This is a genomic window from Micromonospora sp. MP36, assembly GCF_008119785.1.
GTDB lineage: Bacteria > Actinomycetota > Actinomycetes > Mycobacteriales > Micromonosporaceae > Micromonospora.
In genome coordinates this window covers 1-23637 of record NZ_VSFA01000104.1, presented here as the reverse complement: position 1 = coordinate 23637, position 23637 = coordinate 1, and the positions used below count along the sequence as shown (strand labels likewise).

Genomic DNA, 23637 nt, shown 5'->3' with positions numbered 1-23637 from the left:
CCCGCGGGCGGGCCCCCCGGTAAAACGCAGACTCCCGCCGGTTCGCGAAGATCCGCCGCCACCACAAGGTGGCCCCGGGCGTCGCCGGGGTGGTGTTCACGATGATCCAGTTGATGGCGCAGCAGCCGATCGCCGCGCACCAGGGCTACATGGACCAGGTACGCGCGCTGGGCGTGCCGGTGTTCCCCACCGCGCTGCGGGAGAACGTGACCCTGTTCGCCGCGAACACGCCACGCGGGGTGCCGGTGGTGCTGCGGGACCGGATCACCGCGCCGGTCCGCGAGGAGCTGCGGCAGATCACCACCGAGTTCCTCGCCCACCTTCAGCCGGAGTCGACGCCGAAGCCCGCCGTACCCGTCACCAGCGGCGCACCCGTCACGACCGCGGCGGCCGGAGCGGACGCGTGACCGAGCCGACGCGGGCGGTGCTGGCCCGGGTGGCCGAGTTCCTGGGCGGTCTCTCCGCCGCCGACGTGGCCGCCCTGGCCGAGGGACGCGCCCGGCTCGCGCTGCTCCCGACCACCGCCGCCGACCCCGCGCCGCCCGCACCCGGCGTTGCCCCGACGCTGGGGGATGCGGGCAGCGCACCGGCAGCCGTCGGACGCCCGGCAGCGCCGGGCGGCGTGCCGGGCGTGGGCAGCCAGCACGTGGAGCAGGCCCACGCCGCGCTCACCGCCATGTCCCGGCGGGACGACGGTACGGCGTATCTGGCGTCCTGGACGGCCCGGGACTTGCGGGCACTGGCCGCCCGGGCGGGCCTGCGCGGGGTGGTCGGGCTGCGCAAGAGCGAGCTGGTCGAGCGGATCGTCGAGCGCACCATCGGCTTCCGGCTCAACTCCACCGCCATCCGCCAGCGCTGAGCGGCGCCGTCGCGGCGCGGCGGCTGGGCGGAGTGCGTCCGCCACCCCCTGCTGAGCCAAGCCGGCCACAGTGAGTCGGCCTACGCTGGGCAGGAGCGATGTCGAGGCGAGGAGGTCGGGATGGCCGAGGGCAGCACCCGCTACGCCGCCCTGCTCAGGGGGGTCAACGTCGGCACCACCCGGATCGCCATGGCGGACCTGCGCCGGCTGGTCGCCGACCTCGGGCACGAGGACGTGAAGACCTATCTGCAGAGCGGCAACGCGGTCTTCACCAGCCGGGAGACCGACACCGGGAAGCTGGCGCAGGGGATCGAGCGGGCGATCGCCGACGAGCTGGGGCTGACCGTGCCGGTGCTGGTCCGCAGCGGCGCCGACCTGGCGGCGGTGGCGGCGGCCAGCCCGTACGCGGGCAGGCAGGACGACCCAACCCGGGTGCTGGTGGCCTTCCTGTCGGCCAAGCCCACCGCGGCGAAGGTCAAGGACCTGACCGCGCCGGCCGGCGAGAACCTCGAGTACGAGGTGATCGGCCGGGAGCTGCACCTGCACTTCCCGGACGGCGGGTACGGGCGGACGAAGTTCACCAACGCGTACCTGGAGAAGAAGCTGGGCCTGGTGGCGACCACCCGCAACTGGAAGTCGGTGCTGGCTCTACGCGACCTGACCGGCGGCTAAGCGGGGCCGGTCTCCCCGGCCCCGCCGCGGCCTTCATCAGAAGTGGTACGCGGTGTGGTACTCGGGCAGCAGCACGCGGCTGCGCGGCGACACCTCGCGCACCGCGGCGATCAGGTCGTCGAGGCGCTTGCGGTCGCTCTCCGCCACCGCCGGCGGGTTGGTCAGCGTGGTCTCGAAGTTGTCCCAGTGCACCGGCACCACGACCTTCGGGTAGTCCAGCGCCGCCATCAACCGGGGCACGTAGTCGGCGGTCGAGGTGGTGGCGGCGGAGGCCACCATCGCCACGTCGGGGGCCAACCCGGCCAGGTTGCGCTCGTTGAGATCGCTCGCCCCCATGAAGAACACCGCCGGGCCGCCGGCGATCCGGATCTGGTACGCCAGAGTGTCTCCCTCCGGCAGGTCGGCGATGGTCTCCGGCTTCGGTGGCGGGCTGAGGCGGACGCCGGGGAAGGCCATCGACCATGATGCGTTGCGGCTGTGCAGGGAGCTGACCACCTCGACCGTATAGTCGCCGAAGTCGAGCACCTCGCCGCCCTTGACCGGGGCGAGCTTCCCGGACGGCAGCCCGTACGCCAGCCCCAGGTGGTACGCGGTCAGCGTGCCGAAGACCCGGGCACCGGTCCGGCCGGCGATGTACGGCACATCGTTGAAGTGGTCCCAGTGGGTGTGCGTGACGAAGATGTTCTCCGCCCGGTCCACCAGCGGGTCGATGACCTCGGTCTTCACCTCCAACGGGGTGTCCTGCTTGAACCTCCCGGTGAACAGGCCGGTGTCGTAGCGGCTCAGGTACGGGTCGACCAGCATCGTCCGGTCGCCGATGTCGATCCGCCAGCCGGACGTACCCCACCAGCGGAAGCTGACCGCGCGGGAGCGGCGGGCGGCGGTGGCGGACGCGGCGGCCGGCGGGGCGGCCTGGGCCGGTGCGGCGAGCGCGCCGGCGCCGAGGCCGGCGGTGGAGACGGCGGCGGCGCTGACCGCGGCGTCGCGCAGGAACCGGCGGCGGTCGTACGAGTGGTTGTCGAGCATGGTCCTCCCCCGTGGCGGGTGGTTGATCGGTAGGCCCACCTCAGCACCGGGGCGATCGCCATGTCCAAGATCGATGAGCGGCACGGTCGATATGTATCCGCATATCACCGCACCTCGGCGGGGCTGCGCCGCGGCCGGGGCGGCGCCGAATTCAGCGCAGCGCCTCGACGGCCACCCGGGCCGCCTCGCCCATCGCCAGGTCCACGTCGATGCTCCGGGTGCTCAGCCGTTCGCTGCGGGCGAAGACGGCCACGGCGTACCGGCCGCCGTCGGGATACTCGGCGACGCCGGCCTCCAGGTGCAGGCCGGGCAGGGTGCCGGTCTTCCCGGCCACCCGCACGCCGGGCGGGAAACCGGCGGCGAGCCGGGTCCAGAAGAGCTGCCGGCCCATCAGTTCCCGGACCAGCGCGCACGCGGCCGGCGGGCCGGCCTCGTCGCGCCAGATCAGGCGGAGCAGCCGGGTGATGTCCCGGGCGGTGCTGGACGTGGTGTGCGCGGGGTCGAAGACCCGCATCGCCCGGACCCGCTCCGGCGGCAGGGTCGGGAAGATCCGGGCGAACTCCGCTTCGGTGCGGGCGCCCACGTCGGCGAGCATGGTCTCGACCAGTTGCCGGGGTCCGCCGACGATCCGGGTACGCGGCAGGTCCAGCTCGGCGGCGAGCATCGGCAGCACGTCCGGACCGACGCGGCGCAGCAGCAGGTCGGCGGCGGTGTTGTCACTGACCGACATGGCGAAGTAGGCGAGGTCGCGCAGCGACACCTCGACGTCGTCGGCGCAGCCGGCCACCCCCCAGCCGCCGAGCCGGTCCTCGGCCCGGACCAGCACCCGCTCGACCGGGTCGAGCTGCCCGGCGACGACCTGCCGGGCGAACTCCAGCACCAGCAGGATCTTGAAGACTGAGGCGATCACCACCTGCTCGTCCGCCCGGACGGCGACCTCCCGCGCCGGATCGTCGACCACGGTCACGTGCAGGCACCCGCTGACGCCGGCCCGGCCGAAGACTTCCGCGATCCGCTCCCCCACAGCCACCTCGTCACGCTAACCAGCGGCGGCCGGGGGCGGGCGTAGGGTGCGGGGGTGGATCTGCTGCGACACCTGCGGCACTTTGTGGTGGTGGCCCGGGAGCTGCACTTCGGGCGGGCGGCCGAGGTGCTGGGGATGGCGCAGCCGCCGCTGAGCCAGTCGATCCAGCGCCTCGAGCGGGAGCTGGGGGTCGCCCTGTTCGACCGGTCGCAGCGGCAGGTGCGGCTCACCACCGCCGGTCAGCTCCTGCTCGGCGAGGCCGACGACCTGCTCGCCGGGGAGCAGCGGCTGCGTAACCTCATGGGCCAGGTACGCCGGGGGGCGCTGGGCGTGCTGCGGGCGGGCGTACCGCCGGAAACCCCGGCGGTGACGCTGCGGGCGCTGCTCGACGGGCTCGCCGCCCGGGCGCCCGGGCTCGATGTCGACCTGCACGAGCTGACCAGCGCCGAGCAGCAGCGCATGCTGGCGGAGGGGCGGCTCGACGTCGGCCTGCTGCACCACCCGGTGCAGGAGAACGGGCTGCGGTTCGGCCCGGCGGTCGACGTACCGGTCGGGGTGCTGCTGCCGCGGGCCTCGCCGCTGGCCCGGACCCGGCGGGTCGACTTGGCCGAGCTGGCCGGGCTGGACCTGATCACCGCGCCGCGGGCCACCGCGCCAGGCTGGCACGACCATCTCCTGGCGGTGTGCCGGCAGCACGGTTTCGCGCCGGATCGGGTCCGGCACGCCCGCAACCCGGAGTTCCTGTTCGGTCTGGTGCTGGCCGGCGGGGCGGTGGCCGTCGAGCCGGAGGCCGTGGCCCGGCGGGAGCCACGCATCGCCTGGCGGCCGATCAGCGGCGCGCCGTTGGTGAAGCGCACCTCGGCGGCCTGGCCGGACCGGGCACCGCATCCCGCCGCGCCGATGTTCGGGCAGCTCGCGGCCGAGGTGCTGGCGGTCCCCGAACCACCGCCGGGGCCGGCGGCGGTCGCGCCCGCCGCCCGCCCGTGGCCGGTGCTCTTCGAGGCGGGCCAGCATCCGGTTGTCCCGGATCACCCCGCCGGCGCGGTGCGGAACTGATCGGATGGGGTACGACAACGCGCTGGCACGACGCACCCCGGACGATGGGAGATGAGCTTTCATGGCCGCGAACGGCGTTCCGAACATCGCACTCAACGACGGCAACACGATCCCGCAGCTCGGCTTCGGGGTCTTCCAGATCCCGCCGAAGGAGGCCGCGCAGGCCGTCGTCAAGGCCCTCGAGATCGGCTACCGGCACGTCGACACCGCCGAGATGTACGGCAACGAGGCGGAGGTCGGGCAGGCGGTGCGCGCCTCCGGGCTGGATCGCGGCGAGGTCTTCGTCACCAGCAAGCTCAACAACGGTTTCCACCGCCCGGACGACGCCCTCAGGGCGTTCGAGTCGACGTTGCAGGAGCTGAAGTTCGACTACCTCGACCTGTTCCTGATCCACTGGCCGCTCCCCACCCGCTATGACGGGGACTTCGTCTCCACCTGGAAGACGCTGGAGGAGTTCCGGCGCGACGGCCGGGTGCGGTCGATCGGCGTGTCGAACTTCCAGGTGTCGCACCTGGAGCGGCTGGCCGCCGAGGCGGAGGTGATGCCGGCGGTGAACCAGATCGAGGCGCACCCGTACTTCGGCAACGAGGAGGTGCGCGCGTACGGCCAGGCACACAACATCATCACCGAGGCGTGGTCCCCGATCGCCCGGGGCAAGGTGCTGGACGACCCGACGATCATCGACATCGCCGAGGAGATGGGCCGCTCCCCGGCCCAGGTGGTGCTGCGCTGGCACATCCAGCGCGGCGACGTGGTCTTCCCGAAGTCGACCACCCCGAAGCGGATCGAGGAGAACTTCCGGATCTTCGACTTCGAGCTGGACGGCGCCACGATGGACCGGATCACCTGCCTGGACCAGGGCGAGGCGGGCCGGCAGGGGCCGAACCCGGACACCTTCGACTACGTACCCGGCTGACCGGCACCGTCGGAGCGGACGCGCTCGCCGATCCGGCGGAAGGCCGCCTGGGTCGGTGAGCCCGGCTCGGGGACGTAGACGATGAGCCGCTGGTCGGTCTCCGGCACGTGCAGCACCCGGCACTCGAACTCCAACGGGCCCAGCTCCGGGTGGGCCACCCGTTTGACGGTGGGCCGGCGCTCCCCCACCTCGTGCTCGGCCCACAGTGCGGCGAACCGCGGCGACACCCCGAGCAGCTCGGTGACCAGCCCGGCGATCGCCGGGTCGGTCGGATAGCGGCCGTAGGCGGCCCGCAGATCGGCCAGCGTGGTCCGGGCGAAGCGCAGCGTCTCCGGATCGCTCCAGTGTGACTGCGGGACCTCCCGGCCGAACATCCAGCGGATCATGTTGCGTTCGTCGGCGGGCACCGCCGACAGCTCGCCGACGAACCAGGTAGCCAGCCGGTTCCAGGCCAGCACCCCGTACGCGGCGTCGACCAGGTAGGCCGGCGTCTCCGTCATCGTGTCCAGCAGGTGTCGCAGCCCCGGCGGCACCTCCCGGCTGGGCCCGGTCGGTTCCGGCGGGCTCTCCCCGGCGATCCGGAACAGGTACGCCCGCTCGTCCCGGCTGAGCAGCAGCGCCCGGGCCAGCGCGGCGAGCACCTGCCGGGACGGGTGTGGGCCCCGGCCCTGTTCCATCCGGATGTAGTAGTCGATCGACATGCCGGCGAGCTGGGCGACCTCCTGCCGGCGCAGCCCCGGCGTGCGGCGGCGTACCCCCTCGGGGAGACCGACCTCGGCGGGGCGCAACCGGGCGCGGCGGGTGCGCAGGAAGTCGGCCAGCTCGTCGCGGCGCAGGCTCGTCACGCCCTCCAGCGTGCCGCAACCCGGGCCGCCCAGGGTGGTACCGCCGGTACCAGCCTCGGCGGGCCTCTCCCGGCCGCCGGGTCGCGGCGGCAGTCTCGCTGCCATGACGACGACGATCGCCCTGGTGACCGGGGCCAACAAGGGAATCGGGCTGGCCACCGCCCGGCAGTTCGGCGCGCGCGGGTGGACCGTGCTGGTCGGCGCGCGGGACGCCGCGCGGGGCCGCGAGGCGGAACGCGCGCTGCGCGCCGAGGGCGCGGACGCCCGGTTCGTGCCGCTGGACGTCACCGACGAGGCGTCGGTCGCCGCCGCGGCCGAACTGGTCGAGCGGGAGTACGGCCACCTGGACGTGCTGGTCAACAACGCCGGCATCATCCGCGCCGACGGGTCGGCGCTGCCCAGCGAGACCACGCTGGCCACGCTGCGCGAGGTGTACGAGACGAACGTGTTCGGGGTGGTCGCGGTGACCAACGCCTTCCTGCCGCTGCTGCACAAGGCCCCGGCCGCGCGGATCGTGAACGTCTCCAGCGAGGTCGGCTCGATCGGGGTGATGACCGACCCGCAGGGCGCCCTGTTCGAGCTGACGTCGGTGCCGTACCCCTCGTCGAAGGCTGCGCTCAACATGATCACCGCGATGTACGCCAAGGAGCTGCGGGACACCCCGATCAAGGTGAACGCGGCCAACCCCGGCTACTGCGCCACCGACCTCAACCACCACTCCGGGTTCCGCACGCCGGAGCAGGGCGCGGAGGTGAGCGTGCAGCTGGCGACGCTGCCGGCGGACGGGCCGAGCGGGCTGCTGTGGGGCTTCCAGATGGACGCCGGCGGCGGCTACGGCGTGCTGCCGTGGTGAGGGCCTACCCGGCTGCCGCCGTACCGCGGGGTTGACTTCGAGTGTGCTCGAAGGGAGAGGGTGGTCGGCGACCGCGCTCATCCCACGGGGAGGGATCCATGAGATACCGCACGATCGGCACCGATCCGGCGACCCGCCTCGAGGTCAGCGTGCTCAGCCTCGGCGCGATGCTGTTCGGCACCGCCACCGACGAGGCCTCCTCGTACGCCATCCTCGACCGGTACGTCGAGGCCGGCGGCACCTTCATCGACACCTCGGACAACTACGCGTTCTGGCAGAACAGGGGCCAGGGCGGGGAGAGTGAGGAGTTGCTCGGCCGCTGGCGGCGCAGCCGCGGCGTCGGCAGCGAGGTGTTCATCGCCACCAAGCTCGGCGCGCGGCCCCTCGCCCCGGGTACCAGCTATGTGGGCAACGCAGAAGGGCTGTCGGCGAAGGTGATCCGCGAGTCGGCCGAGCGCAGCCGCGAGCGGCTCGGCGTGGACCGGCTCGACCTGCTCTACGCGCACATCGAGGACCGGACGGTGCCGTTGCGGGAGACCGTGGAGGGCTTCGCGGAGCTGGTCGGCGAGGGCAGCGTCGGGCTGCTGGGGGCGAGCAACCATCGGGCCTGGCGGGTGGAGCGGGCCCGGAGCATCGCCGCCGCGGCCGGTCTGCCCGGGTACGAGGTGCTCCAGTACCACCGCAGCTACCTGCCCGCCCGGGTCGACCTGCCCAACGAGCTGGACCCGGACGGCGACGTCGGCTGGGTCGGCCCGGATCTGGCCAGCTATCTGCGGGCCGAGCCGCAGCTGGCCCTGGTCGCGTACTCGCCGCTGCTCAAGGGCGCGTACGCCAAGCCGGAGCGGCTGGGCGTCGAGTACGACCTGCCGAGCACGCCGGCCCGGCTGGCCGCGCTGCGGGCGGTGGCGGCGGAGACCGGCGCCACGGTCAACCAGGTGGTCCTCGCCTGGCTGATGGGCGGGGACGTCCCGGCGATCGCCCTGGTCGGGGCGTCCTCGGTGGCGCAGCTCGACGAGAGCCTCGCGGCGGTCGACCTGGAGCTGACGCCGGAGCAGCGGGCCACACTGGACACGGCCCGGTGACGCCTGGTCGGGCACGCGCCGGCGCGCGTGCCCGACCAGGGCCCATTCAGTTCGCCGGGATCCGGCTCACCCCGATGTCGAGGGCCACCGTGCCGGTTCGCGGGACGGCGACCCGCTTCGCGCTCCCGGTGCCGCTGGCGCCGTCATACCAGCCGGCGTAGCGGACGAAGGTCGGGCTCCACCTCCAGGCGACGGTGATGTCCTGCCCGCCGAGCACCCGCGCCTGGTACTCGCCGTCGTAGTCCCAGACCTCCCCGACGACCTCGCCGGTGTCGGCGCTGTGGAACGTGAGGTCGGCGACGACCAGGCCCCCCTCCGGGGCGGTGACCCGTCCGGTCAGCAGCGTGCCGGCCTTCAGGGCCGGGCTGTAGCCGGTGGTCGCACCGGCCCGGACGGCTACCAGCTTCGCCTGGCCCCGGACCGGGACTCCGCCCGACCACTGGCGGGCGTGGTCATCGGTGTTGAACAGCAACGGCCACTGGTACGGGCCGAGCCAGTCCAGCCGGTAACGGCCCTGGCCGTCCAGCGAGGTCCCCCAGCGCAGGTGGGAGAGGCCTTCGGCCTGGGCGAGGGAGACCACTCCAGAGGTGACCGCCGCGCCGGTGGCGGCGCTGGTCACGGTGCCAGTGATGATGCCGGCCCGGTCGAGGCGGACCGGCGGGACGGTGACGGTCTGACCGGCAGCGAGTTTCACCGTACGGGCCCGGGCAGGCTCGCCGGTGCCGCCGGTCTTGCCCACCCACTGCGCCCCGTACGGCGAGCCGTCCGCGGGCCGGACGAAGAGGTTCCAGGAGCCGGCCTCGATGAGATCGAGCCGGAGGCGTCCCGTCTCGTCAGCACACGACAGGGGGCCGATGCCCGGCAGCTCCCCCGTGCCGGCCGGCGCGACGGTGGCACACGCTCCCGCGACCGGCGCGCCGGTGGTGGCGTCGACCACCGTCGTCTCCAGATGGGCGGCGGGGGTCAGGTCGACCACGGCGGTGGCACCGCCCTCGACCACCGTCACCGAAGCGTCGGTCGCCAGGTAGTTCCCGTCCTCGGTGTACACCCGCAGCGTCTGCGGGCCGGGAACCAGCCCCGACACCGTCATCTCGGGTTCGCCGCAGCCGCTGCGACGGGGGTCGACGAACACGCAGACCCTGGTGATCGGCGCACCGGTGTCCGCGTCCCGCGCCTTGACGGTGATCGGGCTCGGCGGGAGCAGCCGCTCGGCGACCTCCATGGTGCCCCCCGCGGTCACCCGGTACGTGTCGGCCTGGGCGTAGGTGGTCTTGCCGGGCACCCATTGCCGCAGGGTGTTGTCCGGCATGTCGGGGTCGCCGTACGCCGGACTGATCGAGATCTTGAAGTCGTTGGCCGGTACCTCGATGCTGAGCTGCCCGGACTCGTCCAGCTGCTCGTATCCGTGATAGCTGCTGTCGGCCGCGACCACGTCGACGCTGCCCCGGGCGGGGGCGCCGTCGGGCTGGGTCACCGTGAGCCGGAGGATCCCGACGTCCTGCTGTTGCGCCGCGGGCGCGGCGGTGGCCGGTAGCGCGGCGATGAGCACCCCGGCGGTCAAGGTGGCGAGACTTCGACGTGTGATGGACAAAAGGGACCCCTCTCCGGTCGAGACGCGACGAGGGACCCGCGTGGCAGTTGACGAGACACCCCCGTGCGCCATGTGCCGCCGGTCACGCTAGGGCAACTGGCCGATCACCCACTGTCGGCGACCCGGCAGCACGTGAAGGTCCCGCAGCTACCGCACGAAATCGCATAACGACCCCGGCCGGACCATGGTTGGACCAAGGACCGGCCGGGCGGCGCCCGCCGAGCCTCCTCCGATCGGTGGCTCGGCGCGGCCGTCCGTGCGCCGGACACGACCGGTTCGCGGACCGGGACCGGCCCGCCCCGGCTCGCTGACAGGATCATCAGGCAGCGAAAACGGTTCAGGTGGCCCGGTGATTCGCAGGTCAGGGCGCTCCATACTTGCGTGGGCCACGATCACGGCCGGCGACAGGAACGGAACCCACTGCGGACATGAGCACCTACCGGCGTACCCGTGTCGTGGTGGTGGTGCCCGCGTACAACGAGGCGGGCACGATCGCGGCGACCGTTCGGGCGCTGCTCGCGCAGACCCGGCCGGTGGACCGGCTCATCGTGGTGCCGAACAACTGCTCCGACGACACCGCCGCCATCGCCCGCGCCGCCGGGGCCGAGGTGTGGGACATGCCGGGCCCGAACCCGCACAAGAAGGCCGGCGCGCTGAACTGGTCGATCAACCTGCTCCTGCCGTACCTGCACGACCGGGACATGTTGCTGGTCACCGACGCGGACAGCATCCTCGCCCCGGGCGCGGTCGCCGCGGCCGTCCGCGCGCTGCAGCGGCGCGGCGTCGGCGCGGTCTGCGCCGACTACCGACTCGACCGCCAGCCGCGGCTGCTGGACATCCTGCAGGGCAACGAGTACGCCCGGTTCTCCCGCTGGGTGTGGCGCAAGGGCGGCAAGGCGGTCGTCCTGTCCGGGGTGGCCACCCTGTTCCGGGTGCCGGTCGTCCGGCAGATCCTCGCCGCCCGGGCCACCGGTGAACTGCCCGGCTACCGGGGCGAGTTCTACCATCGCGATCCCGCCACCGAAGACATCGAGATGACCTTCGCGGTCCGCTCGCTCGGCTATCGACCCCGGGTGGCACCCGGCTTCGACGCGATCACCGACTCGATGCCCACCGTGCAGGCGCTGATCACCCAGCGGGTCCGCTGGCAACGAGGCATGCTCGACTCGCTGCGGCTGTACGGCTTCCACTGGTGGAACGCCGGGAACTGGCTGCGGCAGCTGGGCATCTACAGCAGCTCGCTGCTGGTGCCGCTCTATCTGCTCGCACTGGTGGCCGGCTGGTACCTCCTCGGCTACCTGCCCTGGGACCCGCGCTGGCTGCCGATCACCGGCATCTTCGTTGCCGAACGGGTGCTGACCGTCCGCCGGCAGGGCTGGTGGGCGCTGCTCACCGCCGCCGCGCTGCTCCCCGAGTGGTGCTACGAGCAGGTCCGGTCGTTCGCCTACTGGCGGGCGCTGGCCCAGACCCTGCGCGGGACCGACCGCGTATGGATCAACTCCTGAAAGGAATCCGATGTACACGCGTGGATGCGCGGCCGCCGCCGCAGGCTGCACCGCCACCCTTCCGGTCACCGGAGTCAGCCTCGGCTGGTCGGTGATCGCCGGAGCGACCCTGCTCATCGCCGGCCTGGCGCTGGTCCGGCTCGCCCCGGTCATCCGCCGCCGGCCGCAGGAACGCTGACCTCTCCGGCACGGCGCGGCGGCATCGGAGCCGTCGCGCCGTGCCATTGCCCCACCCGGGGCGCACCCGTCACCCGCCGGGCTGACCGGTCAGGTCGATCCGCCAGTCGTTGGACCGGATCAGGTGCCCCGGCGGGTATTCGAATTCGGTCTCGCCCAGCAGAGTGAAGCCGGCCTTGCGGCAGACCGCGTTCGACGCCGGGTTCCCGACCGACGGGTAGGCGTGCGCCCACCGCCGGCTCCCCTCGGCGCGGGCCGCGTCCAGCGTCGCGCGCACCGCCGCGGTCGCCAGCCCCCTGCCCTGGAATGCGGGCAGCACCGCCCAGCCCAACTCCCAGACCTTCTCGCCGCGCCAGGTCCGTTCCCAGTAGCCGACGCTGCCCGCCTTGGTCCCGTCCGGCAGCCTGATGGTGAACATGCAACTGGGACCGGTGCCGCTCATCCGCGCGTAGCGGGCGTTGCGGCCCACCACCTTCTCGTCGGTCTCCGGCCCGCCGGTGTGCTGGCGCACCTCCGGCGAGTTGAGCTGCCGCAACAGGTCGAGGTCGTCCTCGCGCCACGGCTGGATGCGCACGTCGGCCATGCTGCCCCCTTGTCTTCGGCGCTCAGTCAAGCAGCCGCCACCGACACTCCGGGCCTCCTCGGCGGCTCCGCCAGATCCGATCTGGCGGCTGCCGGCCGGCGTCTCGCGCCTGAGGAGGTGAGGACCGAGGGAGCCGGGGAGGCAGCATGGCGCCGCTACAGCTCGCCGTGATCATCGGCAGCACCCGCGAGGGGCGGATGGGCGACCGGATCGGTCGCTGGTTCGTCGAGCAGGCACGGCAGCGCGACGACCTGGCGGTGACCGTAGTCGACCTCGCCACGTACGACTTCCCCGCCAGCTATCCCACCGAGCCCACCGCCACCATGCGGTCGTTCGCGGAGCAGGTGAGCCGGGCGGAGGCCTTCGTCGTGGTCACCCCCGAGTACAACCACAGCTTCCCGGCCTCGTTGAAACAGGCGATCGACTACGCGTACGACGAGTGGCAGGCCAAGCCGGTCGGCTTCGTGTCGTACGGCTGCCGTTCGGTCGGCCTGCACGCGGTCGACCAGCTCCGGACGGTCTTCACCGCCCTGCACGCCGTGACGGTGCGCGACTTCGTCGGCGTCGACCTGCTCGGTGGCGAGCCGACGCCGCAACTCACGGACCAACTGCGCCAGGACGCCCGGGTGCTCCTCGACGAGCTCTGCTGGTGGGGGCTGGCGCTACGGGAGGGCCGGGCGGCGCGCCCGTACGTCTCCTGAAATCGAAGGAAGGTAGTGATCATGAGTAACCGGAACACCGGTCTGGCCGTCGAGGCCGACGGGCTGGTCCGATCGTTCGGCGCGACCCGCGCCCTCGACGGCCTGGACCTCCAGGTCCCGGCCGGCACCGTCTACGGGCTGCTCGGCCCGAACGGGGCCGGCAAGACCACGGCGGTGCGGGTGCTGGCGACGCTGCTGCGCCCCGACGGCGGGCGGGCACGGGTCTTCGGCCACGACGTGGTAACCGCGGCCGACGCGGTACGCGCCCGGGTCAGCCTGACCGGCCAGTACGCCTCGCTGGACGAGGACCTGACCGGGATGGAGAACCTGGTGCTGCTGGGCCGCCTGCTCGGGCTGGGCAAACCGGCCGCCCGGGCACGGGCGGAGAGCCTGCTGGCCGCGTTCGGCCTGACCGAGGCGGCGGGCCGGCAGGTGAAGAAGTACTCGGGCGGGATGCGGCGGCGGATCGACATCGCGGCGAGCATCCTCAACACCCCGGACCTGCTCTTCCTCGACGAGCCGACGACGGGGCTGGACCCGCGCAGCCGCAACCAGGTGTGGGAGATCGTCCGGGCGGTGGTGGCCCACGGCACGACCGTGCTGCTGACCACGCAGTACCTGGACGAGGCCGACCAGCTCGCCGGCCGCATCGCGGTGATCGACCACGGCAAGGTAATCGCCGAGGGCACCCCGGGCGAGCTGAAGTCGTCGGTCGGCTCCGGCACCGTGCACGTGCGGCTGCGGGATGCGGGCCAGCGGCCGGAGGCGGAGAAGGTGCTCCAGGTGGCGCTGGGCGTGCCGGTGCAACTCGAGGCGGATCCGGTCGCGTTGACGGCCCGGGTCGGTGAGGAGGGCAGCGACCTCGAGGCCGGCGAGCAGGCGGCTCGGGCGCTCGGGGAGCTGGCCCGCGCCGGCATCGTCGTCGACGACTTCTCCCTCGGCCAGCCGAGCCTGGACGAGGTGTTCCTGGCCCTCACCGACCACCCCGCCGTCGCGGCCGACGAGCGGGACGACCAGCTGGAGGCGGCCCGATGAGTGACACCGCGACCACGACCGGGCGGGCCCCGTCCGTCTACGTGCCGTCGGCCGAGGCGTTGGCGACGGTCCTCGCGCCGGGTGCCCGTCCGCCACGGCCGGGTGCGCTGTCGGCGTCGCTCACCTTCGGCTGGCGGGCGCTGTTGAAGATCAAGCACGTGCCGGAGCAGCTGTTCGACGTGACCGCGTTCCCGATCATCATGGTGCTGATGTTCACGTACCTGTTCGGCGGTGCCCTCGCCGGCAGCCCGCGCGACTACCTGCAGTTCTTCCTGCCGGGCATCATGGTGACCAGCGTCGTGATGATCACCATGTACACCGGGGTCGGGCTCAACAACGACATCGAGAAGGGTGTCTTCGACCGGATCCGGACCCTGCCGGTCTGGCGGCCGGCCGCGCTGGTCGGCATGATCTTCGGCGATGTGCTGCGCTACATCCTCGCCGCGGTGGTCATCCTCGGCGTCGGGCTGGCGCTCGGCTTCCGGCCCGGCGGTGGGCTGCTCGGCGTGCTGGCGGGCATCGGCCTGCTGGTGGTCTTCTCGTTCGCGTTCTCCTGGGTCTGGACGTTCTTCGGCCTGGTGCTGCGCAGCGAGAAGTCGGTGATGGGGGTCAGCATGATGGTGCTGTTCCCGCTGACCTTCCTGAGCAACGTCTTCGTCAACCCGAGCACCATGCCGGGCTGGCTGCAGGCGTTCGTCAAGGTCAACCCGATCACCCACCTGGTGGCTTCGGTCCGCGCGGCGATGGGCGGTTCGTCCGACGCGGCGAACACGCTGTGGCTGCTGTTGTGGAGCGTCGGGTTCGTGGTGGTCTTCGGCACGCTGACGATGTACCGCTACAACCGCCGCTGATTTCCTTCCTGACGACGGGCGCCCCGGCCGGGGCGCCCGTCGTCCGTCGTCTGGGGAGGCCGGGTAGCCACCTTTTTGTGGGTACTTGGCGGCGGCCGACGGCGGGGCCAAGCTGGTCTTGAGCGGTCGGGGGACCGCCAGTGTCGGAAGCGAGGCGGGGGTGGCGATGGTTCAGGACGCCGGTTGGGCGTTGGTGAGCATCGCCAGGCGGCGGTGGCCCCAGTCGGACAGGGGTGCCAGCGCCTCGGCGAGGTCGCGGCCGAACGCGGTCAGGGAATATTCGGTCTTCAACGGCAGCCCGTCGTGCACCTCGCGGTGCACCAGCCCGTCGGCCTCCATCTCCCGCAGCGCCTGAGTCAGCACCTTCTCGGTGAGGCCGGGCAGGCTCCGGCGTAGTTCTCCGGGGCGGCGTGGGCCGGATTCGAGCAGCCAGAGCAGAACGGTCTTCCACTTGCCGTCGATCACGGCGATCGCGGCGGTCACTCCGCACACGTTCGGGTCCTGGGCACGACTGCGCGTCATCTCCGCCCCATTCGTCACTAGTTGTTGGTATTTCGTCGATGAGGAGTTGAGGCATGTCCTCGGACACCGAAAAGTCTGTCACCGTGCTCGGCCTGGGCCCGATGGGTCGGGCACTGGCCGGCGCCTTCCTGGCCGCCGGCGTGCCGACCACGATCTGGAACCGGACGCCGGGCCGGGGTCGGGCCCTGGTCGAGCGGGGCGCGGCCGACGCGCGATCGGCGGAGGAGGCGGTTGCGGCGAGCGGGTTGACCGTGGTGTGCGTGGTGAACTATGACGCCAGCGACGCCATCCTCCGGCCGGAGGCGGTCACCGACGCGCTCAAGGGGCGCACGGTGGTGAATTTGACCGCCGACACGCCGGCCCGGGCCCGGGACACCGCCGACTGGGCGGCCGCCCACGGCATCGGCTACCTGGACGGCGCGATCATGACCCCGGCCACGACCATCGGGACGCCGGCCGGGGTCTTCATCCACAGTGGCCCGAAGGGGCTCTACCAGGAGCACCGGTCGGTGCTGGACGCGCTGGGCGGCAGCCACACCCACCTCGGCGAGGAGATCGGCCGGGCGGCGGCGTACGACATCGCACTGCTCGACATCTTCTGGACCGCGATGGCCGGCTACGCGCACGCGCTGGCGGTGGCGCGGGCGGAGGGTGTCAGCGCACGCGAGTTGGCGCCGTTCGCCAAGGGCATTGGGGCGATCATCCCGCCGCTCTTCGAGCAGTTCGCCGAGGACGTGGAGAACGGGACCTACTCCGGTGAGATCAACCCGATCACCTCCGCCGCGTCGTCGATGGCCCACATCGTCCACGCCTCCGAGGCCCACGGCATCGACGCGGGGGTGATGCGGGCGGCGGAGGGCATGGCCCGCCGCACGATCGGGCTGGGCCACGGCACGGACGGGTTCATCCGGGTCGCCGAGGTCCTGGGGCGCCGCTGACCGCCCCGGCGACCACCTGCGTCCCACTCGAGTCAGCCTGCCGGGCCGGCCCGGCAGCCGGTGTGGCACCGCCTACAGCTGCCAGGGCAGGGGCTCTGGCGGCAGGTATCGGCAGGAACTGCCGGTGGAGACGGTGGCGCGCAGGTGGTCGGCGAGCGCCGGGTGCCGGTCGTCGAGCCGGCGCAGGGTGTCGCGGATCCGGGCGGTGACCGCCTTGCGGGCCCGCTCGGCCTCGTCGCCGAGCCGGCGGCTGCGGCCGGCCAGCCCGGCCGCGGCGCGCAGCTCGTCCAGCAGCGCCGCGCGCTCGGCGTCGAGGGCGGCCGCCTTCGCCTCGTCGCCACGTTCGGCGGCCCGGTCGATCTCGTCGTCGAGCCGCTGCAGATGGCGGCGGTAGCGGGCCTTGGCCTCGTCGTCGAGGATCGGGTCAGCGCCGAGGCGCCGGGCGGCGACCAGCTCCGGCCCGGCGGCGGGGTCGAGCAGCTCGACGGCGGGTACGTCCACGCCGGGGCGGCTCAGCAGCAGGCGCAGGTCGTGCAGGCCCTTGGCGTCCGGCAGGTGCACCACGCTGCCGGCGTAGGCGAGCCGCCACACCGCCCCGTCGCGGCGGAACTCGTGAGCGGCGACGGGCGCCGCGGGCGCGGCGGCAGCCCCGGCGAACGGGTTGCCCGGCCGGGGCGGTGCGGTCGAACCGCCACGGGTGCCGACCGTCGCGTCCGCCAACTCGGCCGGGTCGCCGCCGCGATCGGTGCCGTGGGCAGCCGGGACACCCAGCCGGTGCAGCACCTGGGCCATGCCCAGCGCCCGCGCTTCGGCCGTCACGGCGGCGCGCAGCTCGGCGGCGGCCTCCGCGTCGCCCGCGCGACCGCGGCCCGTCAGCGCCTCCACCAGCCCGGCGCGGCTGATCAGCGACCACGGTCGCGCGCCCATCCGGTCGGCGGCGTCGCGGGCCGCCGCGAACCCGGCGATCGCGTCGTCCCAGCGCTCCTGCGCCGCGTCGACGACGGCCAGCCAGTGGTCGACCGGGCCGCTGATGTCGCAGCCGAACAGGGCGGCCATCCACTGGCCCCGGTGCGGCGCCAGCGCCTGCCGCGCCTGCACGCAGCGGCCCGGGTCGCGGGTCGCGGCGGCGGCCTGCGCGCGCAGGCGCAGCCACAGCGGGGACACCCCCCGGTTGTACGTCGTGTCGGCGGCTTCGATGCCGGCGGTCAGCCGGGCGGCGGTCTCGCCGTCGCCGCGCTCGGCGGCGGTGATCGCCCGGACCAGCTCCAGGTAGGACCAGTCCGTCGGGTCCACCGCGGCGAGCAGTGTGTCGATCTCGTCGAACCGGCCCTGCAGCAGCAGCCGCGCCCAGCGCAGGTGGTGGTTGAGGAACGCGGTGTCGGAGTGCTCCCACTCGCCGAAGTCGGCCAGCTCGGCGAAGCACCGGTCGGCCTCGGCGAAGTCGCCCCGGAAGCCGGAGATGACGGCGCCGTCGATGGCCGCCGCCATCCGGTGGCGGGCGACGTCACCGGCGCGGCCGGCGGCAACGAACGCGGTGAGCTCCTGGTGGTAGCGGGGGTCGCCGAGTTCCAGCAGCGCGACCCAGCGCAGCGAGGTCGCCCACAGCTCGGTCTCCCGGTCGCCGCTGCGGCGGGCGACGTCGCGGATCTCGGCGGTCAGCGCGGCCCGGTCGGCGGCGGTGCCGAGCCCCCAGGTGGTGTCGTGGCGGGCCCACAGGCTGAAGGTGAGCGCCTCGTCGTCCTGGCCGCGGCGGGCGAGCGTCTCGGTGGCGGTGATGAGGTCGGCGACGACGGTGCTGAGCGGCACGCTACCGTCGGGCTCGCCGATGAGCCGCCGGTAGGCCTCGCGCAGCAACTCCTCCGCGTCGGTCCGGCGGCCGGTGAAGGTCTGCTGCCGGTGGACGGTGAGCGCGACCCGGGCCAGCACCACCGGTTCGTCGAGGGTGAGCGCCACCGCCGCGGCGTCGGCGAGCAGCCGTTGGGCCTCGTCACCGTCGAGGTGGAGCAGGAGTTGGGCGAGCTCCACCATGATCCTGACCCGTTGGGTCGGCTCCCTGGCCACCTCCAGCGCGCGGCGGAAGTGCTGCGCGGACTCCTCCACGGCGAGCCGGCCACCGGCGTCGCGGGCGGCGGCGACCAGCAGGTCGGCGGCCCGGGCCGGGTCGAGGTCGGCTCGGGCGAGCCAGGCGTGGCGGGCCAGGTCGGCGGGGATCAGCCGGTCGGCGAGCGCCGCCGAGTGGTCGACGGCCCGGACCACGGTGGCGTGCCGGACGCGCCGCTCGTCGTCGGGCAGCCCGTCGTAGAGGGTTTCCCGGACCAGGTCGTGGGCGAAGGCGAACCGGCCGCCGCCACGGGAGACCACGAGCCGGGCGGTCACCGCGCGGTCCAGGAGCCGGTCGACCTGCGCGGCCGGGGTGGGTACGCAGGCGGCGAGGACCTGGCGGTGGAAGTGGCGACCGAGCACGGCGGCGACGGTGAGCGCCTCGACCACCGGGGCGGGCAGTTGGGCCAGCCGCCGCCGCACCGCCTCCCGGACGCCGGGAGCGATGGTGCTGACCTGGCCGTCGGCGCGCCACAGCCGGGCCGTCTGCTCGACGAAGAACGGGTTGCCGCCGGTGCGCCGGTGCACCTCGTCGACGACGCCGGCGTCGGGCTCGCAACCCGCCGTGCGGGCCATCAGCGCGGCCACCTCGTCGCGGGACAGGCCGGTGAGGGTGATGGTGGTGGCCTTCGCGGTCAGCGGCATCAGCAGCGGTCGCAGCCGGTGGTCACCGGACTCGACCTCCGCGTCGCGGTAGGTGCCGATCAGCAGCAGCCGTTCGAACCAGGTGTGCTGGGTGGCGAACTGCAGCAGCCGCATCGAGGCCGGATCGGCCCAGTGCAGGTCGTCCAGGACGACCACCACCGGCCGGCGCTGGGAGGCCGCGACCAGGGCGGTGGTCACCGCGTCGTGGAGCGCGAACTCCTCCCGCTCCCCGTCGTCCCCGGCGTCGGTGCCGCCGTCGTTGTTGACGGTCTCGCCGAGCAGCACCGCGAGCCCGGGCTCGGCGGCGTCCCGCGCGAGGGTCCACTCGTCTGGAGCGCGACGCAGGCCGCGCAGCACCTGCACCCACGGCCAGTAGCCGGGTGCGCTGTCGGAGTCCCAGCAGGCGGCGCCGAGCACGAGTGCGCCGCGCCGCCGGGCCTCTTCCGCCGCCGCGGTCACCAGCGTGGTCTTGCCGATGCCGGGCTCGCCGGTGACCAGGACGAGGCCGCCGTGGCTCGCGGCCACCCGGTCGACTTCGGCGCGCAGCAGCCCGACGGGGTGCTCCCGCCCGATGATCGCCTCGCCCAACCGCGGCTCCATGACGTTCCGACGGTAGCGGACCGGTCCGACACCGGGACCACACCCGGACGATGACCTTCCTGAGGCTTCGCTGACGGCTGACCCCGCCGACCGGCATCCCGGTCGGCGGGGTCACGGCGCCTGGCGGCTACCGGTGGCAGGACGCCGAGCCGGAGTCGGTGAAGTCGCCGGTGCTGCCGGCGATCGGCACGAATCGCCAGTCGTAGCCGGTGGGCCTGAGGGTCAGCTCCAGCGCCCCGAACGTGTCGCCCTGCGCGACCTCCAGGTTGGGGACCTGGTCAGGGGTGCCGTGGAAGCCGACACCGCCGGTGCCGACGATGAACTCCCGCGGCGCGTCGGGCCGGGGGTTGCCGTCGACGTCCTGCGGCGCGAACCGCTGGTAGCTGTGGTCGTGCCCGTTGAGGATCACGTCCACCCCGTACCGGTCGGCAAGCTCGTAGAGCGAATTGCTGTCGGGGTTTCCGTAGATGCCGCCGCGGAAGGTGCCGGTGTGCACCGGCTTGTGCCACACGGCCAGCGTGCACATGTTGTGGTGCCGCTGGAGGTCCTGCTCGAGCCAGGCGTACTGGGCCGAGCCCGGGGCGCAGGACACCACGCCGCACTCACTGTTGAGCGCCACCACGTGCCAGCGGCCGACGTCGTACGAGTAGTAGCCCTTCTCCCGGTCGCCGGCCCGCCCGTCCGGCGCGCCTACCCCGTTGAAGTAGTCGAAGTAGCCGTCGGCGCGGGCGCCCGGGTAGTAGGCCTGCGCGTACTCGTGGTTGCCGACGACCGGGTAGGTGATGTCCTTCACCGCGCCCCACGACTTGTCATAGGAGGCGAGGAACGCGGGCAGCGTGCCGACGTCGTACTGGTTGTCGGCGAGGGTGAGCACGGCGTCGGGGTTCAGCGACTGCACCGTGTCGGCGACGGCGGCCTGCTGGCAGGTCGTGGGGGTGGTGCGGCTGGTCGCCGCGCAGGCGATGTCGCCCGCGGCCACGATGCGCGCCACGTCCGGACCGGCCATGGCGCGGTCGGGCCGGATCTGGCCGCGGTCGTAGGCGCCGGGCGCGATGGTCGGCGCCGGGGTCCGGAAGGTGACGTTCCGGGTGCTGGCGTTGCCGGCCGCGTCCGTGGCAGTGACGGTGAGGGTGTGCTCGCCGGCCGGGATGTTGCCGGTCGGGAAGGAGTTGGGGACGGGGATGGTGCGGCCGTCCAGCTTGGCCGTCACCGAGGCGACCGCGGAGACGCTGTCGGCCGCCGACACGGTGACCTCGATGCGGTCCCCGGTGACGGTGGCGCCGTCGGCGGGAGTGGTGGCGGTGACGACGGGCCCGGTGTTGTCGGTCAGGAACCGGACGACGGTGGCGGTGCCGGCCGAGGTCGCGGTGAGGGTGTGGGGGCCGTCGGGCAGCGGGCGGGTGTCCACGGCCGCGGCGACGCCGTGCGCCCGGGACTCGTCGAGGGTGATCGCGAAGTTGGCGGTCACCTGGGCTTCGGTCGCGTTGCCGCCGGGGTAGCCGTCGCCGAGCGAGACGGTCCGGGTCGGCGGGATCGCGGGATCGGCGATGTCCGTACCGTCAAGGGTGGTGATCCGCACGTTGCGGACGGTGAAGTCGTCGTGGTTCGCGGTGAGATCGGTGGGCGAGATCGAGCTGCCGGCGCGGATGGTGAGGGTGTTGGTTCCGGCGGTCAGGTAGCCGGCCGGGATCGGGATCTCCGCCGTGGCGTAGCCCAGGTAGTCCTTGTTGATCAGGGTCACCAGCTTGCCGTTGATCCAGACCGAGTTCAGCAGGCGCTGGGATCCGCTCTGGATGCCCTCCCCCTCGAAGCGCAGGGTGGCGGGCAGGCTCGACACCCCGGCCGCGCTGAGCGGACCGCCGTCCAGGTCCAACGTGGGCAGCGGCGAACCAGTGGCGTAGACGGTGGTGACGCCACGGATGACGTCGCCGTCGTGGACGGAGGTCGCGGGCGTCGTGCCCGCTGCGTACACCGGTCCGCCCGCCGCGCCGAGGAGCAGTCCGGTGATGGCGAAGGCCGTCAACGCCCGGCCGTGGGGGCGTCGCAGGATCATGTGTCCCTCCAAGCTTCGATCCGGCAGGCCGCGCGCGTACGGGCACAGCCCCGGGGCCTGGTCAGGCTAGGAATCGTGGCGATCTTGGAGGTGAACTCGGCGGCAACACCGGCGGACGACCTGGATGCCGAACAGAATCTCAACCAATCAGTTGAACATTGCCCGGCGGAGCACTATCGTCAACCACATGGTTGAGGATCCGGTGGGGATGGACGAGGTGTTCCACGCCCTCGCGCACGGCGCGCGCCGCACCATGCTGCGCCGGCTCGCCGAGCGGGAGCTGACGGTCGGCGAGCTGGCCGAACCGCTGGCCATGTCCCTGGCCGCCGCCTCCAAGCACATCCAGGTGCTGGAACGCGCCGGCCTGGTGAAACGGACAGTCACTGGCCGGCGGCACGTCTGCCGGCTGGAGCCAACCCCGCTCGCCACCGCCTCCGCCTGGCTGAACTTCTACCAGCGCCACTGGACCGAGCGCCTCGACGCTCTGGAAGCGCTGTTCGCCGAGGAAGGGACCGAAGAATGAGCACCGTCGTACGGCTGCACCGCGACATCTCCGCCCCACCCGACAAGGTCTACCGGGCCTGGCTCGACCCCGACCTGCTACGCCGCTGGATGACGCCCGGCGGGCTGGAGGTGGTCCGCGCCGAGGTCGAGCCGAGGGTCGGCGGCCGGTACCGGATCTGGCACACCGACGCCGGCACCGACGCCGGCGGCTTCGACTGCGAACTGGTCGAGCTGGAGCAGGACCGGCGCATCGTCTGGCGGTGGGGCTTCGTCGGTCCGCAGCGCACCGACGCGCCGCACTTCGACTCCCTGCTCACCGTCACCCTCGACGGCAAGCCGGACGGCCGGACCGCGCCCACCCTCGTACACGAGCGGTTGGCGGAGCTAGCGGCGGCGCTGCCGCAGGTGGCCGCGAACGTCGCGGCCGGCTGGGAATCGGCGCTGGACAAGCTCACGGAGGTGGCGGCATGAAGCTCGTGGTGGTCGAGTGGATGAGCCTGGACGGCGTGGTGCAGGCGCCCGGCGCGCCCGACGAGGACCCCAGCGGCGGCTTCGCGCACGGCGGCTGGCACCTACGTTGGTTTGACGACACCTCCCGGCAGTGGGTGGTCGACAACCTGAACGCCGCATCGGCGTTCCTGTTCGGACGGTCGACCTACGAGCGGTTCGCCGCGCACTGGCCGCACGTCACCGGGCCGGAGCGGGTGGTCGCCGACCCGCTGAACAGCAAGCCGAAGTTCGTCGTCTCGTCGACCCTGGCCCCGCCGCTGACCTGGGCGCACTCGTCGCTGCTGACCGGCGAGGCGATCAAGGCGGTGGCCGGGCTCAGGGAGTCCGGCGACGGCGAGCTGCACGTGATTGGCAGCGCGCGGCTGGCGCAGACGCTGATCGCGCACGACCTGGTCGACGAGCTGCGGCTGATGGTCGACCCCGTGCTGCTCGGCGGCGGCAAGCGCATCTGGCCGCAGGACGGCCGGCTGGCGTCGTTCCGCCTGGCCGACGCCGAGCCGACCAGCACCGGCGCACTGCTACTCAGCTACGTCCGGGCGTGAGCCAGGACGGCCAAGCGAGGATCAGTCCGCGGAAACCTCATCTCTGGGCGGCTGGCCGCTTCGACCTCGCACGACCGAGAGGACCAGCAGCGCCATGCCAGCCGCACTGGCCAGGGTCAGCCCCAGAGCGGCCGCGACCAGCCCCGGCGGGTAATCGGTGATGTCGGGAAGCCCATCCCCGAACTGCTCCCGCCCTCCGGTGCGGGACCACTCCTCCAGGAGGTACCCCCACCACAGCCCCGCACCGTAGCCGACGGCGAGAATCACGAAGCCGGTGATCGCTGCGCCGGCCGCCGTACCCAGCCGTCGACGCAGCAGAATCGCCATGACCAGGCCCACCGCCACGATCGTGGGGTAAGGCAGGTCCCAGAGGTCGTTCATCCCATCACCCTGCTAGCCCGTGTTTCATAAGGCTCGGAGCCACTGGTTGATGATGGCGATGGTGAC

General features: G+C 73.0%; 25 protein-coding genes. 16 read left to right on the top strand and 9 right to left on the bottom strand.

The window, feature by feature from the left end; translation table 11 throughout:
- Positions 1-101 precede the first annotated feature (101 nt).
- From FXF52_RS34645 to FXF52_RS34635, 3 genes are all read left to right on the top strand, one after another.
- Entirely contained in the window at positions 102-407 is a 306-nt protein-coding gene (locus FXF52_RS34645) for a hypothetical protein (protein WP_148803621.1), read from the top strand.
- Entirely contained in the window at positions 404-859 is a 456-nt protein-coding gene (locus FXF52_RS34640; RefSeq protein WP_148803619.1) for a Rho termination factor N-terminal domain-containing protein, read from the top strand. Before FXF52_RS34645 ends, FXF52_RS34640 begins: the two co-directional genes overlap by 4 nt.
- 120 nt (positions 860-979) lie before the next feature.
- Positions 980-1531, top strand: a complete 552-nt coding sequence (locus FXF52_RS34635) for a DUF1697 domain-containing protein (RefSeq protein ID WP_148803617.1) — start codon at positions 980-982, stop codon at positions 1529-1531.
- Positions 1532-1567: 36 nt separating this feature from the next.
- Here the strand turns inward: FXF52_RS34635 and FXF52_RS34630 are convergent, their stop codons facing one another.
- On the bottom strand, positions 1568-2557 hold the full coding sequence (locus tag FXF52_RS34630) for an MBL fold metallo-hydrolase (protein ID WP_148803615.1): 990 nt from the start codon (positions 2555-2557) through the stop codon (positions 1568-1570).
- Between the two features lie 151 nt (positions 2558-2708).
- On the bottom strand, positions 2709-3587 hold the full coding sequence (locus FXF52_RS34625) for a serine hydrolase (protein ID WP_148803613.1): 879 nt from the start codon (positions 3585-3587) through the stop codon (positions 2709-2711).
- A gap of 48 nt (positions 3588-3635) precedes the next feature.
- On the opposite strand from FXF52_RS34625, the gene FXF52_RS34620 reads away from it, so the two are divergent.
- Both FXF52_RS34620 and FXF52_RS34615 read left to right on the top strand, forming a co-directional pair.
- Entirely contained in the window at positions 3636-4637 is a 1002-nt protein-coding gene (locus FXF52_RS34620; protein ID WP_148803611.1) for a LysR family transcriptional regulator, read from the top strand.
- Positions 4638-4698: 61 nt separating this feature from the next.
- A complete protein-coding gene (locus FXF52_RS34615; RefSeq protein WP_148803609.1) occupies positions 4699-5553 on the top strand; it encodes an aldo/keto reductase in 855 nt (284 codons plus the stop codon).
- On the opposite strand, the gene FXF52_RS34610 is transcribed toward FXF52_RS34615, so the two are convergent.
- Complete coding sequence (locus FXF52_RS34610; protein ID WP_187413898.1) at positions 5538-6503, bottom strand: helix-turn-helix transcriptional regulator; 966 nt, start codon at positions 6501-6503, stop codon at positions 5538-5540. The two genes, FXF52_RS34615 and FXF52_RS34610, sit on opposite strands and share 16 nt — an antisense overlap.
- Between FXF52_RS34610 and FXF52_RS34605 the strand changes: the two genes are divergently transcribed.
- Both FXF52_RS34605 and FXF52_RS34600 read left to right on the top strand, forming a co-directional pair.
- A complete protein-coding gene (locus FXF52_RS34605; protein WP_148803607.1) occupies positions 6502-7251 on the top strand; it encodes an SDR family oxidoreductase in 750 nt (249 codons plus the stop codon). The genes FXF52_RS34610 and FXF52_RS34605 overlap by 2 nt on opposite strands.
- Positions 7252-7349: 98 nt before the next feature.
- Positions 7350-8333, top strand: a complete 984-nt coding sequence (locus tag FXF52_RS34600) for an aldo/keto reductase (RefSeq protein ID WP_148803605.1) — start codon at positions 7350-7352, stop codon at positions 8331-8333.
- Between the two features lie 46 nt (positions 8334-8379).
- Here FXF52_RS34600 and FXF52_RS34595 read toward each other — a convergent pair whose 3' ends face one another.
- Positions 8380-9894 (bottom strand): hypothetical protein, encoded by a 1515-nt coding sequence (locus FXF52_RS34595; protein WP_148803603.1) that lies wholly within the window; start codon positions 9892-9894, stop codon positions 8380-8382.
- A gap of 458 nt (positions 9895-10352) precedes the next feature.
- Between FXF52_RS34595 and FXF52_RS34590 the strand changes: the two genes are divergently transcribed.
- Positions 10353-11429 (top strand): glycosyltransferase family 2 protein, encoded by a 1077-nt coding sequence (locus tag FXF52_RS34590; RefSeq protein WP_148803600.1) that lies wholly within the window; start codon positions 10353-10355, stop codon positions 11427-11429.
- 10 nt (positions 11430-11439) lie between these two features.
- Positions 11440-11607, top strand: a complete 168-nt coding sequence (locus FXF52_RS42070; RefSeq protein WP_187413897.1) for a hypothetical protein — start codon at positions 11440-11442, stop codon at positions 11605-11607.
- A gap of 69 nt (positions 11608-11676) precedes the next feature.
- Here FXF52_RS42070 and FXF52_RS34585 read toward each other — a convergent pair whose 3' ends face one another.
- Positions 11677-12189, bottom strand: coding sequence for a GNAT family N-acetyltransferase (locus FXF52_RS34585; protein ID WP_148803599.1), 513 nt, complete (start codon positions 12187-12189; stop codon positions 11677-11679).
- A 146-nt stretch (positions 12190-12335) separates the two neighbouring features.
- On the opposite strand from FXF52_RS34585, the gene FXF52_RS34580 reads away from it, so the two are divergent.
- The 3 genes from FXF52_RS34580 to FXF52_RS34570 are packed head-to-tail and all read left to right on the top strand — an operon-like array spanning position 12336 to position 14776.
- A complete protein-coding gene (locus tag FXF52_RS34580; protein ID WP_148803597.1) occupies positions 12336-12890 on the top strand; it encodes an NADPH-dependent FMN reductase in 555 nt (184 codons plus the stop codon).
- 21 nt (positions 12891-12911) lie between these two features.
- Entirely contained in the window at positions 12912-13925 is a 1014-nt protein-coding gene (locus FXF52_RS34575) for an ATP-binding cassette domain-containing protein (protein ID WP_148803595.1), read from the top strand.
- Positions 13922-14776: an ABC transporter permease gene (locus FXF52_RS34570; protein ID WP_148803593.1), complete on the top strand. Its 855-nt coding sequence runs from the start codon at positions 13922-13924 to the stop codon at positions 14774-14776. Before FXF52_RS34575 ends, FXF52_RS34570 begins: the two co-directional genes overlap by 4 nt.
- Before the next feature lie 171 nt (positions 14777-14947).
- On the opposite strand, the gene FXF52_RS34565 is transcribed toward FXF52_RS34570, so the two are convergent.
- Positions 14948-15298: a helix-turn-helix domain-containing protein gene (locus FXF52_RS34565; protein ID WP_148803591.1), complete on the bottom strand. Its 351-nt coding sequence runs from the start codon at positions 15296-15298 to the stop codon at positions 14948-14950.
- Between the two features lie 53 nt (positions 15299-15351).
- On the opposite strand from FXF52_RS34565, the gene FXF52_RS34560 reads away from it, so the two are divergent.
- On the top strand, positions 15352-16236 hold the full coding sequence (locus FXF52_RS34560; protein ID WP_148803589.1) for an NAD(P)-dependent oxidoreductase: 885 nt from the start codon (positions 15352-15354) through the stop codon (positions 16234-16236).
- A gap of 72 nt (positions 16237-16308) precedes the next feature.
- On the opposite strand, the gene FXF52_RS34555 is transcribed toward FXF52_RS34560, so the two are convergent.
- Positions 16309-19581, bottom strand: coding sequence for an AAA family ATPase (locus FXF52_RS34555; RefSeq protein WP_148803587.1), 3273 nt, complete (start codon positions 19579-19581; stop codon positions 16309-16311).
- A 127-nt stretch (positions 19582-19708) separates the two neighbouring features.
- Positions 19709-21634: a metallophosphoesterase gene (locus FXF52_RS34550; RefSeq protein WP_148803584.1), complete on the bottom strand. Its 1926-nt coding sequence runs from the start codon at positions 21632-21634 to the stop codon at positions 19709-19711.
- A gap of 187 nt (positions 21635-21821) precedes the next feature.
- Here FXF52_RS34550 and FXF52_RS34545 point away from each other — a divergent pair, with 187 nt between their 5' ends.
- Genes FXF52_RS34545 through FXF52_RS34535 form a run of 3 tightly spaced genes read left to right on the top strand, consistent with a single transcriptional unit; the run spans position 21822 to position 23190 of the window.
- A complete protein-coding gene (locus FXF52_RS34545) occupies positions 21822-22157 on the top strand; it encodes a helix-turn-helix transcriptional regulator (protein WP_148803582.1) in 336 nt (111 codons plus the stop codon).
- The gene (locus FXF52_RS34540) at positions 22154-22609 is read left to right on the top strand and encodes an SRPBCC domain-containing protein (protein ID WP_148803581.1); all 456 of its coding nucleotides are present in this window, start codon (positions 22154-22156) and stop codon (positions 22607-22609) included. The genes FXF52_RS34545 and FXF52_RS34540 overlap by 4 nt, the downstream gene beginning before the upstream one ends.
- Positions 22606-23190: a dihydrofolate reductase family protein gene (locus FXF52_RS34535; protein WP_148803579.1), complete on the top strand. Its 585-nt coding sequence runs from the start codon at positions 22606-22608 to the stop codon at positions 23188-23190. The genes FXF52_RS34540 and FXF52_RS34535 overlap by 4 nt, the downstream gene beginning before the upstream one ends.
- 21 nt (positions 23191-23211) lie before the next feature.
- Here the strand turns inward: FXF52_RS34535 and FXF52_RS34530 are convergent, their stop codons facing one another.
- Positions 23212-23571, bottom strand: coding sequence for a hypothetical protein (locus FXF52_RS34530; RefSeq protein WP_148803577.1), 360 nt, complete (start codon positions 23569-23571; stop codon positions 23212-23214).
- Positions 23572-23637: the final 66 nt, after the last annotated feature.

What these genes read in the sequence shown, in the direction of transcription:
- FXF52_RS34585 (WP_148803599.1), bottom strand. Translation starts at nt 12,189, where the DNA reads ATGGCCGACGTGCGCATCCAGCCGTGGCGCGAGGACGACCTCGACCTG.
- FXF52_RS34570 (WP_148803593.1), top strand. Translation starts at nt 13,922, where the DNA reads ATGAGTGACACCGCGACCACGACCGGGCGGGCCCCGTCCGTCTACGTG.
- FXF52_RS34530 (WP_148803577.1), bottom strand. Translation starts at nt 23,571, where the DNA reads ATGAACGACCTCTGGGACCTGCCTTACCCCACGATCGTGGCGGTGGGC.
- FXF52_RS34565 (WP_148803591.1), bottom strand. Translation starts at nt 15,298, where the DNA reads ATGACGCGCAGTCGTGCCCAGGACCCGAACGTGTGCGGAGTGACCGCC.
- FXF52_RS34605 (WP_148803607.1), top strand. Translation starts at nt 6,502, where the DNA reads ATGACGACGACGATCGCCCTGGTGACCGGGGCCAACAAGGGAATCGGG.
- FXF52_RS34645 (WP_148803621.1), top strand. Translation starts at nt 102, where the DNA reads ATGATCCAGTTGATGGCGCAGCAGCCGATCGCCGCGCACCAGGGCTAC.
- FXF52_RS34550 (WP_148803584.1), bottom strand. Translation starts at nt 21,634, where the DNA reads ATGATCCTGCGACGCCCCCACGGCCGGGCGTTGACGGCCTTCGCCATC.
- FXF52_RS34555 (WP_148803587.1), bottom strand. Translation starts at nt 19,581, where the DNA reads ATGGAGCCGCGGTTGGGCGAGGCGATCATCGGGCGGGAGCACCCCGTC.
- FXF52_RS34630 (WP_148803615.1), bottom strand. Translation starts at nt 2,557, where the DNA reads ATGCTCGACAACCACTCGTACGACCGCCGCCGGTTCCTGCGCGACGCC.
- FXF52_RS34635 (WP_148803617.1), top strand. Translation starts at nt 980, where the DNA reads ATGGCCGAGGGCAGCACCCGCTACGCCGCCCTGCTCAGGGGGGTCAAC.
- FXF52_RS34610 (WP_187413898.1), bottom strand. Translation starts at nt 6,503, where the DNA reads ATGGCAGCGAGACTGCCGCCGCGACCCGGCGGCCGGGAGAGGCCCGCC.
- FXF52_RS34535 (WP_148803579.1), top strand. Translation starts at nt 22,606, where the DNA reads ATGAAGCTCGTGGTGGTCGAGTGGATGAGCCTGGACGGCGTGGTGCAG.
- FXF52_RS34615 (WP_148803609.1), top strand. Translation starts at nt 4,699, where the DNA reads ATGGCCGCGAACGGCGTTCCGAACATCGCACTCAACGACGGCAACACG.
- FXF52_RS34580 (WP_148803597.1), top strand. Translation starts at nt 12,336, where the DNA reads ATGGCGCCGCTACAGCTCGCCGTGATCATCGGCAGCACCCGCGAGGGG.
- FXF52_RS34590 (WP_148803600.1), top strand. Translation starts at nt 10,353, where the DNA reads ATGAGCACCTACCGGCGTACCCGTGTCGTGGTGGTGGTGCCCGCGTAC.
- FXF52_RS34545 (WP_148803582.1), top strand. Translation starts at nt 21,822, where the DNA reads ATGGTTGAGGATCCGGTGGGGATGGACGAGGTGTTCCACGCCCTCGCG.
- FXF52_RS34575 (WP_148803595.1), top strand. Translation starts at nt 12,912, where the DNA reads ATGAGTAACCGGAACACCGGTCTGGCCGTCGAGGCCGACGGGCTGGTC.
- FXF52_RS34560 (WP_148803589.1), top strand. Translation starts at nt 15,352, where the DNA reads ATGTCCTCGGACACCGAAAAGTCTGTCACCGTGCTCGGCCTGGGCCCG.
- FXF52_RS34600 (WP_148803605.1), top strand. Translation starts at nt 7,350, where the DNA reads ATGAGATACCGCACGATCGGCACCGATCCGGCGACCCGCCTCGAGGTC.
- FXF52_RS42070 (WP_187413897.1), top strand. Translation starts at nt 11,440, where the DNA reads ATGTACACGCGTGGATGCGCGGCCGCCGCCGCAGGCTGCACCGCCACC.
- FXF52_RS34540 (WP_148803581.1), top strand. Translation starts at nt 22,154, where the DNA reads ATGAGCACCGTCGTACGGCTGCACCGCGACATCTCCGCCCCACCCGAC.